General features: G+C 50.1%; 11 protein-coding genes. 4 read left to right on the forward strand and 7 right to left on the reverse strand.

The window, feature by feature from the left end:
* Positions 1-81 precede the first annotated feature (81 nt).
* From BMY78_RS21505 to BMY78_RS21515, 3 genes are all read left to right on the forward strand, one after another.
* Entirely contained in the window at positions 82-1,341 is a 1,260-nt protein-coding gene (locus tag BMY78_RS21505; protein ID WP_024632789.1) for a TRAFAC clade GTPase domain-containing protein, read from the forward strand.
* Positions 1,338-4,514, forward strand: coding sequence for a GAP1-N2 domain-containing protein (locus tag BMY78_RS21510; protein ID WP_143067065.1), 3,177 nt, complete (start codon positions 1,338-1,340; stop codon positions 4,512-4,514). The genes BMY78_RS21505 and BMY78_RS21510 overlap by 4 nt, the downstream gene beginning before the upstream one ends.
* A gap of 431 nt (positions 4,515-4,945) precedes the next feature.
* Positions 4,946-5,833: an ABC transporter ATP-binding protein gene (locus BMY78_RS21515; RefSeq protein ID WP_090903431.1), complete on the forward strand. Its 888-nt coding sequence runs from the start codon at positions 4,946-4,948 to the stop codon at positions 5,831-5,833.
* 104 nt (positions 5,834-5,937) lie between these two features.
* On the opposite strand, the gene BMY78_RS32625 is transcribed toward BMY78_RS21515, so the two are convergent.
* Positions 5,938-6,174 (reverse strand): hypothetical protein, encoded by a 237-nt coding sequence (locus BMY78_RS32625; protein WP_143067066.1) that lies wholly within the window; start codon positions 6,172-6,174, stop codon positions 5,938-5,940.
* Here BMY78_RS32625 and BMY78_RS21520 point away from each other — a divergent pair.
* Positions 6,173-6,655 carry a glutathione peroxidase gene (locus BMY78_RS21520; RefSeq protein ID WP_090903432.1) on the forward strand — a complete coding sequence of 161 codons (483 nt, stop codon included), beginning with the start codon at positions 6,173-6,175 and terminating at the stop codon, positions 6,653-6,655. The two genes, BMY78_RS32625 and BMY78_RS21520, sit on opposite strands and share 2 nt — an antisense overlap.
* An 87-nt stretch (positions 6,656-6,742) precedes the next feature.
* On the opposite strand, the gene BMY78_RS21525 is transcribed toward BMY78_RS21520, so the two are convergent.
* From BMY78_RS21525 to BMY78_RS21550, 6 genes are all read right to left on the reverse strand, one after another.
* On the reverse strand, positions 6,743-9,658 hold the full coding sequence (locus BMY78_RS21525; protein ID WP_090903433.1) for an alpha-L-rhamnosidase: 2,916 nt from the start codon (positions 9,656-9,658) through the stop codon (positions 6,743-6,745).
* Positions 9,659-9,708: 50 nt separating this feature from the next.
* On the reverse strand, positions 9,709-10,542 hold the full coding sequence (locus BMY78_RS21530; protein WP_371129180.1) for a carbohydrate ABC transporter permease: 834 nt from the start codon (positions 10,540-10,542) through the stop codon (positions 9,709-9,711).
* A complete protein-coding gene (locus BMY78_RS21535; protein WP_090903434.1) occupies positions 10,539-11,405 on the reverse strand; it encodes a carbohydrate ABC transporter permease in 867 nt (288 codons plus the stop codon). The genes BMY78_RS21530 and BMY78_RS21535 overlap by 4 nt, the downstream gene beginning before the upstream one ends.
* A gap of 55 nt (positions 11,406-11,460) precedes the next feature.
* Positions 11,461-12,837 carry an ABC transporter substrate-binding protein gene (locus tag BMY78_RS21540; RefSeq protein WP_256222255.1) on the reverse strand — a complete coding sequence of 459 codons (1,377 nt, stop codon included), beginning with the start codon at positions 12,835-12,837 and terminating at the stop codon, positions 11,461-11,463.
* A 124-nt stretch (positions 12,838-12,961) separates the two neighbouring features.
* Complete coding sequence (locus tag BMY78_RS21545; RefSeq protein WP_256222256.1) at positions 12,962-14,692, reverse strand: cache domain-containing sensor histidine kinase; 1,731 nt, start codon at positions 14,690-14,692, stop codon at positions 12,962-12,964.
* Complete coding sequence (locus BMY78_RS21550; RefSeq protein WP_177185833.1) at positions 14,689-16,224, reverse strand: response regulator; 1,536 nt, start codon at positions 16,222-16,224, stop codon at positions 14,689-14,691. Before BMY78_RS21550 ends, BMY78_RS21545 begins: the two co-directional genes overlap by 4 nt.
* Positions 16,225-16,281: the final 57 nt, after the last annotated feature.

A 16,281-nucleotide genomic window follows, 5' to 3' on the forward strand; every position in this document is an offset into this window, starting at 1 on the left:
CGAGTTCTTACACAGAAACTCTGTCATCGTAGTGCAAGTGTAAATCAACGTTGTCTAACGGATCAGGGGAGGGGAGTGGCTATGAGCTTTTTTAGTCGGTTTTTGAAGAGACAGCAGCCGGAAGAGCGGCCGTTGTTTTACGATATCGTATGTCCGTATTGTTTCAGCAAGTTTTCACCGGAGGAGGTTGTGTTCCGGGCTGCGCATCATCGCGACGACGATGAGGACTACGCACTTGGGGAAGATGCGAAGCTCAATCGATATCGCGAACGGTTTGGACTGGATACGGTGTTTGATATGGAGGCCGTGCTGGCTCCGCATGATGTACCGGAGGAACATCGCATCTATTCGGATAACATTGTAATGGGCCTGAACGACCGTTACGGTGTCGTTACGCGGCGTCGGCTATGTCCACAGTGCCACAACGAGCTGCCTGTCACAGCAGGCAAAGCACCAAGCAATATCATTTCCATTATCGGGGCATCCCAGGTGGGTAAATCCGTCTACATGACTTCATTAATTCATACATTGCAGCATTACACAGCCGATCATTTTGATGCGGCCTGCATGCCGCTGAATGCGGAGATTAGCCGCCGGTTCCGTGCCGATTATGAAGAACCATTATTCGAGCGGGGCGATTTGCTGGATTCAACGCAGAAGGAGAAGCTGCAGGAGCCGTTTATTTTCCAATTTGTGTTCAAGGATGAAGATAAAGCGCCGCTTACACTGGTGTTCTTTGACGTCGCTGGTGAAGGTATGGTGGAGCAGGACTATCTGGGACTTCACGGGCAGCATATCAAGAACTCGGCAGGCATTCTGTTTATGGTGGACCCGCTTCAGATTCGTTCGATCCGGGACAAAATCCGCATCAACCTTGGCAACGAGCCAGGCGAGTGGACGCCAAGATACGATGAGCCGCGTGACGTGGTGTTAACGATGTTCGGTGACTTTATCGCGTATCAGGACAAAGCCAAGACGAATATTCCAACAGCCGTTGTACTCACCAAAAGCGACATGCTGCATTCCCTCAAGGACGAAGAGGGTGATTATATCAAATCCAACAGCAATGTGTTCCGCAACATGGTGCACCGCGACTGGTTTGATCTTACCGAATTCGAGAATATCGACGGGGAGATCCGGCGTTTTATCGAGAAGGTGGACCGTCCGTTTAAAGGCACGATGGATGTGTACTTTAAGGATACAGCTTACTTTGCGGTGTCTGCGCTGGGAAGCAATCCGGTGGATATGAAGCTGCAAGGTGTGGTCAGCCCAATCCGTGTCGATGAGCCATTCCTCTGGCTGCTGTACAAGCTGAAGTACATTGAGGGGAGAGTGGGATGATGCGTTCTTCCGTAACCCCGCCAATTGAACAACAGCTGTATACTCGAGAGCGGCGCGGGGTGTTCCGCACAACGGAGGGGTTCGATACGGTTGCCGCATCGCCGGGACTGGACCCTTCTTTTATCAAAAAAGTGCTTCATCCCTACTGCGTCTATGACGCTCCAGCGGAGCTGACGGGCCGGAGTGAGAAGGATGAGACGAAGTTTCCCCCGTCCATTCATCTGCTGCATCTGGAGAGTGGAGAGACGATCCTTGGGCAAAATGTGTACCAGTCTGCTGACTTTACTGGGCTGCGCAGTGCCTTTTTCGCTCATAACTATGTCTTGTCTCCTGAACGCTCGGAAGAGCAGATGAAGCAAGGCGGCTGGCTGGATGCTGTGTTCGCCACGTCATATGACATCGAACAAGGTACAGTGCTGCCATCGCTTAATGAATTACCACGAGCAGCTGGTGTTGGACAAAGCTCTCCAAGCCAGATTCTTAGCGCTCTGAAAATGGACGAGGTCGTATTCAAGCGTCTGCTCTACGCTGTCATGCAAGCTGTAGCGACACGTCGGAAGGTATATATTGCACTTGATGTGCCTGCTGAAGAAGTTACAACCGGAGCCAAGGGACTGCTGCGTTTGTTATATACGGCGCTGCCTTACGCGTTTCGGCGGCAGCTCGGCTTTATGACGTTTGCGAAGGAGCCGCAGGCGAAGAAAGGCATCCACCTCCAGTTTGTGGAGCGGGGTACGCTGCGTCCGAAAGATCGGAACACGGAGAAGGATTTCACCTTTGATCTGGTATCGGGCAGAGTTACCCATGCAGATGCATCTGTGGCGAAGCTTCCTTATGCCGAATTCGCCTGGTCACTGCTGCACGAACCTGCGGCCGGCGATTCATTTTATACTTTTGCGGATGAGATGCTGTCCGGAATGGAGCCTGGGCGGGAGCTCTCCATTGAAGCGTACGGGGAACTTTCTATGTTCTATCGTCTGGAGCAGGGTATGGAAGAGTTGTACCTGAATAACAAAAGCGAGATCCTGAGTGGCTTGCTCACCTACTTGAAACCGGAAGGTGGAGCGCAGCAACGTTCACGTTTGAATGAGTTGTTCCTGACGCTGCTCAGTCGTGAGCTGGACAGCGTCAAACGGGAGAATGTACCTGAAGAATCGGTTGCAGCACGCATCGGGGAGTATTTCCGGGTCGCTGCGCCACTCGTACAGTCCCGAATCGTGGATTATTTCATCTATGGCGTCAATAACGCCCGTTCGCAGAAACGTATGCGTGCTGTACAGGAACTGTATGGCTTGCTGGATCGGGACAGTCTGTTAAGCCGTGCTTTCTTCGACAAAGTGCTGGCGAACGACTCACTGACCAAGCTGCTGTTCGAGCCCTATCTGGATAATCAGTTGAAACGCACAGAATCAGCTGCCGACGTCGTGGAAGTGATCCAGAGATGGATTACATCTCACCCGTCTGCCATTCACAATAACTTCTTGCTGGAACGGACAGCAACCGAACTGCGTGAACGTTTGTGTTCGGCGCCCAACCCCGTTCAGTCTGCCAATGAGGCACTTAAGCGGGTTAGTATATTGGATCGTGTACCAGCTGCAGGCTCCTTAGATACAGGTATTACCGCCCGAATTGGGCAGTCTGGAGCTGCAGTACGCGCTAATCGGAAAGGTGGACCTGGGTCCGCTGTCCAACCACCGGCGTATCAGGAGGATTTAACCCGGCTCGCAGATAAGCTGGCTTACGTCATTAACTTATTTATGATCCAGGATCTCGATCTGGAGCGGGTTAACCGTGAGCAGCTGTTAAGCATTGATATTTTGCTGCACGGAAACGAGGTTCGGGACTGGGCTGCTCGCCAGGGCTCAGATGTATCTGCGCGTACAAACATGATGTTGGCAGCGAGAGCATGGCTTAGCGGTGAGGGGCGTGACGAAGAGGAACTGGAATCCCTCTCTTTGGCCGAACGTAATGAGCTCCAGCGCTGGACGCGTCGCTGGCTTGCCGGAGAGCTTCGCGATCGCCCAGATACGGCTTCATTTGAAGCACTGCCGCTGGCTTTCTATCGCGGTGGCAGTGGCAGCAACAGACTCGATTATCCAGGCCTGATTGAATTTATCTACAGTAGTTCAGGACGTACAGAAGTTTTGTATCAATTTATGGAGTGGTCAGGGAATCAACGCATGTTTATTCGCGGCTCCAACGCACATAAGGGATACGCGGATGCAATCGTGGCCTATTTCAAGGCCCATGATCGCGAAGCCTTTAAGTCAAAGGCAGCTTTCAAGCCCTATTATGCCAGAGCAAGCAAGACGATGAAGCCGGCCTACGACCGCGCCAAAACAGAGTTGTCTTCGCCGCTGGTGCGCATACTGACAGGTAAAAGGAAGAATCTTTTTCTAGGATTGGTCATTATCATCCTGATTCTTGGTATTGCAGGAGGCACGTATGCCTTGATAGGGGATAAGGCGGAGACACCTGCGGCATCACCTCCACCGACACAGGAGCCCGTTGTTCCTGCTGAACCTGAGGTGGAGCTCGCTGAACAGATCGCCTACCTCGTTCCGGCATCCGAAGGGGACGACGGTACACAAACACCTGCCCAGTTGGTGATCCGGTACAGAAATGAAACGGACAGCAATGCTTTGCAAACGGGCACTCTCCAATGGAACTTGAAAGATGGTACGACACAGGAGCTCCATGCTGAGGGTGAATGGGAGAGTTTCAACCGAAATGAGGAGCCGGATGGGGGAGCTACTGCTGGGAACAGCTCAGAAGGCACGCCTGAAGGCAGCTCTGCAGGTTCTTCTACCGATACTGCGGATGATACTCAGCCGAGCGGAGAAACCGAGCAAGGAGCAGATTCAGCCTCAACGGAGGGCAACACTTCAGATCCAGCAGCAGGGAGCACATCGACGGATGCAGGTACTGGCACAGCCTCTGACACTGCGGATGAAGGCACAGGACAGGGAGATGTAGATGGCACGCCTTCTGATTCGTCTCAGTCTACAGGAGCAGATTCATCTTCAGTGGAAAACCTGACTGTTGCCGAAGCAGATCGTCTGTATCCTTATGGGCACCAAGTCGAACTTCCGGCCGATTTTGATCTAAAGGACATCGTAAGTGTTCAGAGTGGAACGACTGTGATTAACCTAGTCCCGGAACCGAAGCTCTAAGCGGTATTACGTGAATATACTATTAATGTGAATACAGCCACCTCGAAGAATTTCGTAGGGGCTGTATTTTTTTGTTCAAGCGATGGATGTGAGTTTTACAAAATGAATCAATATAGGTCTATTTTTCACAATTCGGACACATTATTAAGATGCTGGGTAAATTCGGCCAACGCAAAGCGATGAAATGCACGTACACGATGAGAAAAGCTCTCACATAAAGTGCGGACAATCTGATCGATTTCTAGTAAAACACCTCAAAAATAGCTCTTAACCGTCAAGGAATTTAGTATTTACTGTTGACAAATGATAATGATTATCAGTATCTTTAGAGTATAAGATCTTGTTGCGCCGGAAATACGCTGAACTACAATTTCGTTTTCGTTGTCATAGCCGGAATACATAACCGGGATAAATGAGAGAGGGATGATCGCATGTTTCGTCTGGAGACGTCCAAGTTGGATATCGCTTATGAGGAAAGACTGATTGTTGATAATCTGAATATTCAAATTCCCCAAGGAAAAATTACAGCACTTGTTGGAGCCAATGGTTCAGGGAAGTCTACGATCCTGAAAACGATGGCACGGATCATGAATCCAAAAGCAGGTAGTGTATTGCTCGACGGGAAGTCCATCCATAAGCAGTCCACGCGTGAAGTAGCCAAGCAGCTTGCGATTTTGCCACAAAATCCAACAGCGCCCGAAGGACTTACCGTAACCGAACTGGTGTCCTACGGACGTTTCCCTTATCAAAAAGGTTTTGGATCAATGCGTGCTGAAGACAAACGCATGATTGAGTGGGCTATTGAAGTGACAGGCATGACGGAGTTCCATGATCGTCCAATCGATCAACTGTCCGGTGGACAGCGTCAGCGTGCCTGGATCGCCATGGCTCTTGCACAGGAGACAGACATTCTGTTCCTGGACGAGCCGACAACGTTCCTGGATATGGCTCACCAGCTTGAAGTACTGCAATTGCTGGAGCAGCTGAACGCCACAGCAAACCGTACGATCGTAATGGTTGTGCATGACTTGAACCATGCTTCCCGTTATGCGCATCACATGATCGGTATCAAAAAAGGTAAAGCCATCGCTACAGGTTCACCTGTAGAGGTTATGAACTCCGATGTGCTTCGCGAAGTATTTAACATTGAAGCTGATATCGTGATTGATCCACGTTCCGGTGTACCGCTCTGCTTGCCTTACGCCCTTGCGGGTGAACGTCAGCAACCAGCACCTCCAGAACAAGTGGTCATGAACAGTGCAATGGTTCATGCTGGAGCACGGACAGAGCAACGCGTTCGTCACGCGACAGGAATTTAAATGAAACGGGCCGTATGTGGTCCTAAACGATAGAATGAAGCCGCTGTGCGTTATGCACGCGGCTCATTCGCATTCTAGGAGTTCTACAGGATGGGAGCAATCAGCTACACCTGGTTACGGGAATGTGGACGAGTAACAACCGGGATGATTGGCGAAAGGTCTGTCCATGTTGATGGAGGAATTGTGGTTCTGCAAATAAACTTGAGCAGGGTGTAATCAAAGATTTGGTAATTGATCGCCTCAGGTCTATAATATAGAGACAGGCTGTGTGCCGCATGATCATTCGGTACAGTACATACAGCAGCCCAACCTACATCATACTCATGGGAGGAATCAGTCATGTCCGTATATTCGTATCAGGCGGTAACGACCGCAAATCAGGAAGTTCCACTCGATCTGTATCAAGGCAAAGTGTTGGTGATCGCCAATACAGCCAGCAAGTGTGGACTGACTCCACAATACGGTGAATTGCAGAAGCTCTATGATCGCTATCGTGATCAAGGCTTGGTTGTACTGGGTTTCCCTTGTAACCAGTTTGGCGGCCAGGAGCCGGGTACCAGTGAGGAAGCAGAATCCTTCTGCCAAATCAACTATGGCGTTAATTTCCCGGTGTTTGCCAAGGTCGACGTAAATGGTGAAGATGCGCATCCATTATTCAAGTATCTGCGTGAGCAGCAACCTGGTGTTGGCGAAGACAACAGCATCCAATGGAATTTCACCAAGTTCCTCGTAAATCGTGATGGTGAAGTTGTAGGGCGTGTTGAACCAAAAGAATCCCCTGAAGCCATGTCTGCTGAGATTGAAAAGCTGCTTGGCGTATAAAATGAACGAGAAGCCTGCCTCCCGATTGGAGGACAGGCTTTTTTTTGAATTTATTTTGAAATGAAGGCTATGCTCTACCAAGCTTCATCACATCTCAACTTTTTGTTTGGCTGAGGGATTTGCAGACAATTCCTCCAGAATGCCATCCAGGATATCCGGTGACATCTGAAACATGCCATTTTCCCTAATCTCACGGAAGGAGGAAGTACGTACGATGTTATGGGTAGCTCCGGTCAATAACTGGGGCGCATGTCGTTCTACGACTTCTTTCGCATGAGGGTCCATAAGCAGCTCATTTAATCTTGTTTTTTCAGTGTAGCTTTCCACAAACAGGTCGCCGTACTCGTAAATAAAGGTGTAGCTTCCTGAGCCTGCAATCAGCTCTACACCGGAGGAGGTTTCTTTAGCGGAAGTGATGCCCTCCCTGCCTGTGACAGCTTTTCCGCCCTCTTGCAGGGAGGCGAGCTTTGCGCCATGGAGAATGATTCGGCCAGTTGTATTAACAGGCAGGGTGACGCTCACTTCCATTTCCTTGCCTCGGACGTGCCAACCTGACTCCAGCTTACCGTAAGGGGTCTGATGCCAGGCGCTGGCATGAGTGAGCAGATTCGCGCCGAATAACGGTTCAATCCGTACCTCCCTGAATCCGGGAGCAACCATGTCCAGACCGGCAATGCTGCGGATCATCCATTCGCCAACGGCTCCATAGGAATAGTGGTTAAAGGAATTCATGTCATCGCTCCAGAAGGAGCCGTCTTCCTTGATGCTGTCCCAATGCTCCCAGATCGTGGTTGCACCTTTGGAGACGGAGTACAGCCATCCAGGATAACTGTCCTGCATGAGCAATCGGACCGCTGTGCTATGGTAACCGTTGCCTGAGAGTGCAAAGCACAGATATGGTGTCCCGACGAACCCTGTCGTCAGATGGTAGTCATTTTGAATAATGAGATCGTTGAGGTCTGCGGCCACGCGCTGCTGTAATACCGGCTCTGCCAGATCAAACATCAGAGTGAGCACATGAGCTGTCTGCGTAGGAACGGCGACCCGACCTGTCGGCGTCATATACTCATCCCGATAGGCCTGAACAATATTCTCAAGCAACTCCCCGTATTGCCGTGCCTCTTCTTCATTACCAAGTATACTTGCCGTATCTCGTACCAGCCGTGTCGAATGGGCATAGAAAGCGGTGGCAATCAGATCTTCTGGTGTCGCCCCTTTATAGCTGTTCTCCTTCGCGTCCAGCCCCAGCCAGTCTCCGAAGTGAAATCCGGTATTCCACAGAAATTCGTTATCGCCCTGGACACGGATATAGTTGACCCAGCGTTTCATACTATCATACTGTTCTGCAAGAAGCCTCAGGTCACCGTAAAATTGATAGATGGTCCACGGACAGATGACGGCTGCATCTCCCCAGGCCGCCGAACTGGCTCCGCCAATAATGTCAGGCACGACAAAAGGAATACCACCATCCAAGTGCTGCTCTGCCTTTACATCTCGCAGCCATTTAGTAAAGAACGGTCCACCGTGATAATTGAACAGGGCGGTGCCGATGAACACCTGGGCATCACCAGTCCAGCCCAATCGTTCATCCCGCTGTGGACAATCGGTAGGCACATCGACGAAATTGCCTCTTTGCCCCCAGCGTATGTTGCTTTGAAGCTGATTAATCCGCTCATCCGAGCATGCAAAGTCCCCTGTTGAAGCCATATCCGAATGAATGACCTCTCCCTGAAATGCGTCCAAGGGCAGCCCCTGCTCCGAACCAGGGAACCCCTCAACCTTAACGTAACGGAATCCCTGGAAGGTAAAGTAGGGGGCATATGCTTCCGTACCTTCACCCTTGGTAATATAAGTAATCGTCTGTCTCGCCGGACGAAGGTTGCCAAAATAAATATTGCCATCCCGATCAAGTACTTCAGCATGTCGCAGTTCAATTTGCGTCCCGGCAGGGGCCTGAACTTTTAACCGAATGCGCCCAACCATGTTCTGTCCCATGTCGAGCACATGATCACCCGCAGGTGTTAACAGGTATTGAATCGGCTTCACGACCTCTGTAACGCGGGTGGGGACATTCTCTTGGGCAACCAGATGATCATAGGATAAATCCAGTTGCTCAGCCTCCACCCATTGCGAATCGTCAAAGGCAGGGTTCATCCAGCCACTTTGCTCCAGCCTTGCGTCATACGTTTCTCCATGGTAGATGTTGCTGTATAGGATCGGCGCCAGGCAGCATCGCCAATCGGCGTCGGAGATTACAACGGATTCCGTGCCATCCTCATGGCGGATATGCATTTGAATCAGTACGGCGCGATTCGGCCCGTACATATAGTTTCGCCCTTCAAATCCAAGCCCGCCCCGGTACCAGCCATCTCCCAGCATGACCCCTATTGCGTTGGCGTCCTGATGCAGCAGATGAGTCACGTCGTAGGTCTGGTACTGTTGTCGGTGATGGTAGCTTGTCCAGCCCGGTGTCAGCAGATCTGCGGATACTTTGGAACCGTTGAGGTACAGCTCGTATAGGCCGGCAGCAGTAGAATAGACCCGGGCAGACACGACAGGGGAGGATGAACGCAGGCCAAATTCACGTCGCAGAAGAAAGGCAGGGTGTGCATCAGCATCAATCCTTGATGTATCCGGCGTAATCCACTTCGCTTGCCAGGCATTCGAGCTGTATAGAGCTGTCTCCAATTGACCAGGCTCACTCCAATCCGACTCGCTTCCGTTGGTATCCCAGACTTGGACTCTGAACTGGTATGCGATTCGCGGCTGGAGTTCTGGACCAGCATATTCGATATGAACGGAATTCGACGAGATCACATGACCTGTATCCCATAAGGGAGCTTCGAAGTCATGCCCTGCTGTCAGCTGGATTCTGTAGCCTGATTGTACAACTCCTCGCCGACTTGACTGTGTGATCCAACTGAAACGTGGGCGACGGACATCTGTGCCTAGGCAATGCTCCCTGTACTCACAGGTTAAGGTTTCAATAAAAAGATCAGACATGAATAATTCCTCCCAGGACCCGTATCATTCGGGTATTTGTAGATTGAAGGTCAGCCCTTGACGGAGCCTGCCGTCATGCCTGATACAATCTGTCTATTGAAGAACAGAAACAGGACAAGCGGCGGCAGAGTAATAAGCAGAATATTGGTGAACAACAGGTTGTACTGCGTCACATACTGACTCTGGAAGTTGTACATGGTCAGCTGAACGGTCGCATTTTTGGAGCCAGGCAAGAAATAGAGTGGATTTGTAAAATCATTGAAAATGGTAACGGAGGACAGGACGATTACCGTGGCTGTTACCGGCTGAAGCAGGGGCAGAATGATGCTGAAGAACAGCCGTATGCCGCTGCATCCATCGATCACAGCCGCCTCATCCAATTCCCGCGGTATCGCCGACATAAAGCCACGGTACAGAATGATTGCAAATGGCAAACCCAGTGCAACCTCCACGAGAATCAGTCCCAGCAGTGTTTTGAACAGCCCCAGCCCATCCAGTACCCAGATTGTCGGTACGATGGCCGGAGGAATGATAAGTCCTGCGAGCACAAGAAAATTGAACAGCGGCGTAAGCCGGTCACGTCTGCGCTGAATAACGTATGCAGCCATGGCACACAAAACAATGATGAAGGCGATGGAAGCAACGGTTAATACAGTACTGTTAAAGAAGGCACGAATCAGCATGAAATCGCGGGCCGAAACCACGGTTTGTATGTTATCCCACAACTGGAACACGGTGGGCGGCGCCAGATTGAGCAGTGATGCTTCCTTCACGTCCTTGGCAGCGTTGGTGATGATGAAGTAGAACGGTATCCAGAAAGCAACGATAGTGAACAGCACTCCCGCTGCTTCCAATATCCAGTTGCGAGCGCGATGCAGCTTCACAGTTCGGCCTCCTTTCGATTCATATAGGAATACAGTGGTAAGGCGAGCAGTGTAACCAGGATGAAGAGAATCACATTGCCTGCCGTGGCAAGACCGTAAAAGCCTCCCTGGTACTGTTTATAGATAATGGAAGCAATGAGGTCGGTGGTGAAGCCGGGGCCTCCCTTGGTCATCGTCCAGATCAGGTCGAAGGAACGCAATCCGCCAATAAAGGACAGGATAATGACCGAATGCGTAGCTGGGCGGCAAAGTGGGACAATAATGTTCCAGAATTTGTGCCAGCCGTTGCCGCCATCCATCTGCAGAGCTTCATAGTAATCTTCCGGGATACTGAGTATGCCTGCTATATAGATGACGGTCGCGAAGCCGAGGCCTTTCCACACATCTACAAAAGCTACCGAGAGCAGGGCGAGCCTGACGTCTCCCAGCCAATCTGGTCCCTCTATTCTGATCAAGGCGAGGCCTGAGTTAATGATCCCTTCTGTCGGATGCATCATAGCGCTAAAGGCAATGCCAACGGCTATCGTACTGATCAGGGTCGGGAAAAATATGACGGAGCGCAGATAGCTTTTGGAGCGAATTTTGGACGTCAGCACCACGCCGAGCAGCAGGCCGATGACCACTTTAAGAGCGCAGGTCACCACAGCGTAGATCAATGTATTTTTGAATCCGATGCTAAGGGATTGCTCTTGAAAGAAAGTAACAAAGTTCTCAAGCCCGATGAATTCCCATTCGGTCAGATTCCATCGTGTCAGACTGAAGAAGAAGGACAGGGCCGTCGGCAAAATAAAAATCACCAGATAGACGAGTGCCGCCGGCAGCAAAAACCAATAAGAATACGTCTGTTTGACGGTTTTATTCACATCGCTCTCTCCTCTGGGTTAACTGGATTTCTTATGAAATGAACGTAGATTGAGGTTACCATCCATCCAATCCAAGCTGCTTGGCCTGCTTCTCAACATCCTTGTCATAGGCGGCAGCGCCTTCTGCAGCCGTTTTGATGCCTGAGCCAACCTCGACGGTAATCTGCTCCAGGCTTGGGCCTTTGACGGGTGAGAGGTATTCCAACGCGGGTGCCGTCTGGTTCGAATCGAAATACGGCAGCATTTCCTTAACAACGGTAGGTACACTATCGGGAATCGAGGCCCCCTGAATCAGAAAGGGTCCCGTAGGTGAGGATGCCGCAGCTACAGTCTTCGTTCCTTCGACCGATGCGATAAAGGCCAGAAACTTCTTGGCTTCCTCGATGTGCTCACTTTCTTTGTAGATGTATGCTCCACCTGGAAGCCAGATCGTCAGGCCGTTAGCTGATGCATCGTCCCCCGGCTGTGCGAAGAAACCGATATCCTCTATTTGATCGGGGAAGTTTTGAGCCACGGCTGGAATAGCGGAGGATAGCATTGGATATTGTGCTCCCTTGCCCTCGGCCAGCATTTTTAATCCGGAATCGTAAGTCGTTGCTAGGAAATCCTTGTTCATGAAGTTCTGGTCATGCAGTTCCTGAAGCTTCTCGAAGCTGCGCAGTGTGGCAGGTGTGCCTGCAATCGTCGCTTGATGGGATGTAAACTGATTAGCGAAATCCGGTACCTGGGTCTGGATGTTGTAATAATCCGCCAAAACGACCAGTTGAGAGGTCCAGGAATCCTTATAGGTGCCGATGACGGGGGTAATACCGGTGGCTTTGATTTTATTACTGTTCTCCATTAGCTCGTTCCATGTCTTGGGTACCGTCAGGTTGAGCTGGCTGTAGATTTTTTTATTGTAGAACCAGCCTCCCGCTGTAGTGGAGCCCGAGGGTACACCATAAATGCGTCCTTTATAGGTTACCGCCGGTTTAAAGGCATCCATAATGTTGTCCATAAGTGGTTCATCCGTCAGGTCCAGCAGATTTTTCTCCGGGGATAGTGCCTGCATCAGAGAACCGGAGTTGTAGAAAAACACATCAGCCATATCTCCGGTGGCGAGCCGGGTTTTCACGGTGTTGTCCCCCTCTGAACCGTTAGGACGGGTCTCCAGCTCGATTTTGATATCCGAATTCAGTTTTTGAAAAGCGCTGATGTAAGCATTGGCCTGGTTTACAGCATCCTGCGAATTATCGACAAGCAGGGTAAGTGTAACTTGCTCCTGTTGATTGCTTGAGCTTCCGCTTGAGGAGCTGGAACTACTCTCCGTTGTACCAGAGCAGGCGGACAGCACAGCTGCCAGCATGGCGATGGCACAGAACATAATAGTGGGCTTTGAACGCTGCCTGCTTCTCGGGAGGGCAGATGCGGACTCCGTTTTTCTCTTGAACATATTCTCATCCCCTTGTTGAGATTTTTGATAGCTGCCAAAAGGTAGGCGCTGCCGATGCTTATATGTTAAGGGAGCGATCATATATATGTAAGCGCTTTATTATTTGGATAAATGTCTGTTTTTTTTAGGTGGCGGGAAAGCGGAGGGTGACCCGGGTGCCCTGTCCCATTTCACTTTGCACCTGAAATGTACTGCTTGCACCATAGGTTAGATCCAGCCTCTCCTGCACATTGCGCAATCCGAAGCCTTGCTGAGTGCGGGATATATCCTTCATGCCGACACCGTTATCCTCCACTATAAACAGCATATATCCCTCATCCAGAATTCCCCTCAAACGCAAGGTGCCTTCACCCACCTGGGGCTCCAGGCCGTGATAAATTGCATTTTCCACCAGGGGTTGCAGCATAAGCTTCATCATGCTCATTCCCTTGATTGCTTCGTCCACCTCTTCAATGTAAGTGAACCGTTCACCAAAGCGAATGCGCTGAATATTCAAATAATGCTCAATATGCTTGAGCTCCATGTACACCGGAATGCGTTCCTGTCCTTTGTTCAGGCTGAGCTTAAAGCTTTCAGACAAGGATACCGCCATTTGGGCAATAGCTGTATCTTGCTTCAGCGTGGCCATCCAGTAGATCGAATCGAGGGTATTGTACAAAAAATGAGGCTTAATCTGTGATTGAAGAGCTCGAAGCTCTGCCTCACGCTCTTTAAGTTTCGATTGCAGGAGGCGTTCGTTCAGTTCGTCCCTTTCGAGGGCTACTCGCCTGAAGGTTTCCGCAATGACGCCCACTTCGTCCGGGGCAAATCGTTCAGGGAATTTGCTATGGCCAAGTGTCCAGTCCACCATCATTTTCTTTAACCGTAATAACGGCCGTGTAATGGTGCCTGAGAGGGTGTAGGAAGAGACAAGCGCTATTATACCGATGAAGGTGGCGATAAGTGTTGTTGCCCAGCCAATTGAACGGGATTGTTTCAACAGCTCGCTGGATTCGACCATGTGAATGAACGTCCAGCCAGTCACGCTATTGCGATATGTGTTGACCAGGTATCCTTCATGCTCCAGACTTTGGATGACACTTGGCATGGTGCCTGAATCCGATTCCCATCCGGTGTTTGTACCATATACGGATTGAATCTTCGCTTGTGCAGTGTCCAGAGCCATGTAGGAGCCGTAGTGGCTGGTGCTGAAAATTTTGTTAAAGATCCCGTCCGAAATGTTGATAATAAGCAGTCCAATCGTCCTTCCCTCCGGGTCGTCCGCATCCCGGAATAGCTTGACAGTAGAGAAGGAGTCATCAGAGGTGCCAAACACATCAGAATGATAATATACAATTTTTCCTTTGGCTGTAACGGCACGTGAATACCAATCCGAAGCGGTAATGGCGCTAACTTTGTCTGGAATTTCGTAGATGCCTGCCTCATCCGATCTCCCCTCGCAATACGTGCGAAAATCTAGATCAAGCAGGCAGACGGATGAAATATATTTGCTGTCAATGGAGCTGTTGCTCAGAACGTTTTTTAGACGCTGGAGTGTTACGCCGTCCGCTGTTTGCTTGCCTCCTTGCGCATTGCTGCCGCGAAGAGCGTCCTTAATGCCATCATTCATGACAATGGATATGTGCAGATTGTTTATTGTTTTGAACAGCAGATCAGCTACTTCACCCGACATCTGCAGCTGCTCCAGGTTTGTTTGTGTGCTAATCTCCACCAGGGTTTGTTTGGCAACATTGTAGGAGATGAAGCCGAGCAAAAACAGGGAGGGCAGGGAGAGCATAATCATGGCGATCAGAAAACGGGTACGGACACGTTTAATGCGTGGCATAGATAACGTATACATCCATTGCTTCATCATTTCTCACGCTCCTGATGAGATCTGTCTTCTTCACAACTGCTTCTGTACTGCCCAGGCGTTATGCCCGTAATTTTCTTGAAGGTGTCTGTGAAATGTCTGTAATTGGGGTACCCAACCCTTGTACCTGTTTCATGGACACGCAATCCTTGAGACAGCATGGACTTCGCAAGATCAATCCGCATATGGGTCAAATATTTAATATAGGATGTTCCCGTCTGTTCTTTGAAGAGAAGACTGAAATAAGTCGGATTCAATTCGGCATATTGTGCAACCTCCTGTAATGAAATATCTGAGGAGTAATGCTCGTTCATATAAGATAGCGCTTTCAAAATAGCAGGATGCCTAGATGTTACATTCGGTTCAGTGGAGATGGCCTGAAAAACGAGGTCCAATTGCTCGCGAAGCCAATCAAACATGGCATCGCGTGTATGTAAGCCATGAATCTGTTCAAGCACAGGAGAGAGGGCAACAGGGTCAACCCCTTGTTTACGGACAGCATCCAGCGCTGTGTAGATGAGTCGCAGCGATTCTTTTTCCAGCGGTTCGGGTCCAATCTTTGAAGTCTTGCTCCAGGCTTGGAATTGTTTCAAGGCGATCAGCAGCCCTCGGCGGTCACGGGTTCGCAGACATAGCTCGAGGTCGTTTCTATGCTGCGTCATAACATCCATGACAGACTGTTCCATCTGGACCATATCCGAATATGCGACCCAGGGCTGCCCGGTGAATTGAGCATGTCGTAACGCCTTGCGGGCCTCCTGGTAACTTTGCTGCGCCTGATGGAGCGAATACACATTGCCTAACCCGATAACGAGAGGGCTGTGATCCGACAAAGGTGACAGCGTGGAATGAATTTCATTGATGGTCACAGATACATCTCCTTCGACAGCAGGCATGACAGGGAACATAGCCAGCAAATAATCTCCTCCAGTTCCTGTATGTATGCATTGATAACCGGGACAATTCGGCTCAGAAGGGGAGAGCGGGGAACTCAGAGCGACTGCACGAATTTCTGTAATCTGGTCGGCCTCCGGGCCGAACAGTTCCTTCCATTTTGGGATAGCCTCAATTCCGAGAACCATGAGATCCATCGTTGCCTTTTCCAGCAGCTCCTGTTTCCCAGTTGACCACTGGCTTTGAAGTGTAACAAGAGTCTGATGACGCTGAAGCCGATCAACCGTTTTTACGAGTGCCTGTTCAACATGTTCAATCGTAATGGGTTTCTCCAGATAATCGATGACTCCCAAATGGATGGCACGCCTTACATAATCGAATTCATTAAAGCCACTGAAGACAATACAGGCAATATCGGGATGAATAGCGGTAAGCTTCTCGATCAATTCAAGTCCATTCAATCCGGGCATGCGAATATCGGTAAGAATAATGTCAGGCTGAAGCTCCTGGACTATATGGAGTGCAGATAGCCCGTCCCCAGCGGTCCCAACTAACTCAATTCCGTACCTTGTCCAGTCAATCATTCCTTGCAGACCCTGAATAACGATGGATTCATCATCACATACAACGGCTCTCAGCATGGTGTAATCCTTCCTTTCGGGAGAAGATTCATTGAAATGTACATTAGCGTTACCGTC

Origin of the sequence: Paenibacillus sp. OK076, assembly GCF_900110055.1 — a bacterium.
Taxonomy (GTDB): Bacteria; Bacillota; Bacilli; order Paenibacillales; family Paenibacillaceae; genus Paenibacillus.